The following is a 2,132-nucleotide window of genomic DNA, read 5'->3' on the forward strand; positions in this document are numbered from 1 at the left end:
GGCTTCGATTCGCTGGGCGAGCTGGACGAAAGCGAAGAAGACCTGCTGGACCGCGCCTGGGGCCTGGAGCCGCAGTCGCGCCTGAGCTGTCAGGCCATCGTCGCCGCCACGCCGCTGACGATCGAGATCCCCAAGTACACCATCAACCACGCCCGCGAAAACCACTGAGCGGCGCGCCGGTCTGGTGCATGCGTGCACCAAGGCAGGCATGGGCGGACGAAAAAAAACCTCCCGGGGAAACCGGGAGGTTGGACAAAACGGGCTCCTGTGCCCTGCTGAGGAGATAGACAGACACCAGTCAGGTGTCGGGTTCTATCAAGCAAAGTGCGTACCAGCCAGCCGCGACAATGCCGGCGGCGGCACGGTGGGCGCGGCAGGGGCGGGCGGCGCAGCCGGCTCACGCGCCCAGGTGGCCAGCAGCCGCGGCGTCATCGGCTTGGCGAACAGGTAGCCCTGCAGTTCGTCGCAGCCCAGCCGCACCAGCAGGCGGCGCTGGGCCTCGGTTTCCACGCCTTCGGCCACCACCGTCAGGCTCAGCGCATGGGCCATGCGGATCACCGCGTCCACGATGGCGCAGGCGTCTTCGCTGGTGGCCAGGTCGAGCACGAAGCTGCGGTCGATCTTGAGCTCGGACACCGGCAGCCGGCGCAGGTAGCCCAGGCTGGAGTAGCCGGTGCCGAAGTCGTCGATGGCCAGCGGCACCTGGGCGGCCGCCAGTTCGTCGACCAGGGTGCGGGTGATGCCGGTGTCTTCCATCGCCGAGGATTCGGTGATCTCGCAGGTGAGCAGGCCCGGCGGCACCTGGTGGCGCTGCAGGGCCTGCGAGATGCGCCGGGCCAGGTCGGGCTGGCGAAGCTGGTGCACCGAAAGGTTGATCGACACCGGCAGGCGCAGGCCTTCCTGCAACCAGCGCTGCATCTGCCGGCAGGCTTCTTCGATCACCCAGTCGCCCAGCGCGCCGATCAGCCCCGCGCGCTCGGCCAGCGGCACGAAGACCACCGGCGGCACCCAGCCACGCGTGGGATGCTGCCAGCGCAGCAAGGCCTCGGCGCCGGTGATGCGGCCGTCCAGGGCATTCACCTTGGGCTGGTACATCAGCGTCAGCTGCTGCTGCGCCAGCGCGCGGCGCAGGTCGCGCAGCAGCTCGGTCTGGTCGCGGCTGCTTTCGGTCATGTGGCTTTCGAAGAAGCAGTAGCTGGCGCGGCCGTTCTGCTTGGCGCAGCGCACCGCGGCACTGGCCTGCGTGACCAGCGAGGCCATGGCACCGTCCAGCGGATACATGGCCACGCCGATGGAGCAGGAGGCCGCCACCTCGCGCGCTTCCAGCAGCAGCACGTCGCTCAGCCGCTCGATCGCATGGCCGGCCATGCGGGCGGCGGTTTCACGGTCGGGGTTGCCCCCGAGCAGCAGCAGGAACTCGTCGCCGGCGGCATGGGCCACCAGGTCGTTGGGCCCGGCCAGGCGCTGCAGGCGGCGCGCGACGCCGCACAGCAGCGCATCGCCCGCCGACGGCCCGAACGACTCGTTGATGGTCTTCAGGCCGTCCACGTTGATGCACATGACGGCCAGGCGCTGGCCGTCGCGGTCGGCCCGCATCGCCGCGGCTTGCAGCCGGTGTTCAAACGCCTGGCGATTGGGCAGCGCGGTCAGGGGGTGGGTGAGGGCGGCTTCATGGCGCTGCACCCGTGCCCGGTCGTGCAGCTGCACCACGCGCCAGGCCAGCGCCTGCGCCAGGCCCAGCAGCCCGGCCACCAGCGGCGCAGCGCCCAGGGCCAGCGCGAGTGGCAGGCCGGTGAGCCGGTCGGCGCCGGCCTGCCAGCTGCCGGCAGGCGCTGGCGGCTGTGCGGCCTGCAGCACGGCCAGGTTGGCGCCGGCCATCAAGCCCGCCAGCAGCGCCGCATGCACGGCCAGTCGCCAGGCTGGCCAGGCCGGCACCCTCGCGGCGCGCAGGGTGCCGGCAGAAGCCAGCAGCAGCGCGACGAAGGCGCCAGCCAGGGCTGGCCAAGGCCAGGCGCCTGCGGCCCGCGCCGTGTCGAAGTCCAGGGCCACCACGGGCAGCGCCAGCCAGCCCAGGGCCTGCACCAGCGCGGCCGCTGCGGGGTGGCCGCCCTGGCGCCGCACCTGCAACAGCA

General features: G+C 71.8%; 1 protein-coding gene and 1 pseudogene. One reads left to right on the forward strand and one right to left on the reverse strand.

Annotated features, from left to right (window positions below; all coding sequences use genetic code 11):
* Positions 1-168 (forward strand): annotated as a pseudogene (locus tag ABNT58_RS13745) (2Fe-2S ferredoxin); the annotation flags it as partial.
* Positions 169-315: 147 nt separating this feature from the next.
* Here the strand turns inward: ABNT58_RS13745 and ABNT58_RS13750 are convergent.
* Positions 316-2,132, reverse strand: a 1,817-nt coding sequence (locus ABNT58_RS13750; RefSeq protein WP_348754032.1) for a bifunctional diguanylate cyclase/phosphodiesterase, incomplete at its 5' end; no start/stop codon positions are given.

It is taken from the genome of uncultured Aquincola sp., from assembly GCF_964001545.1.
GTDB lineage: Bacteria > Pseudomonadota > Gammaproteobacteria > Burkholderiales > Burkholderiaceae_C > Aquincola.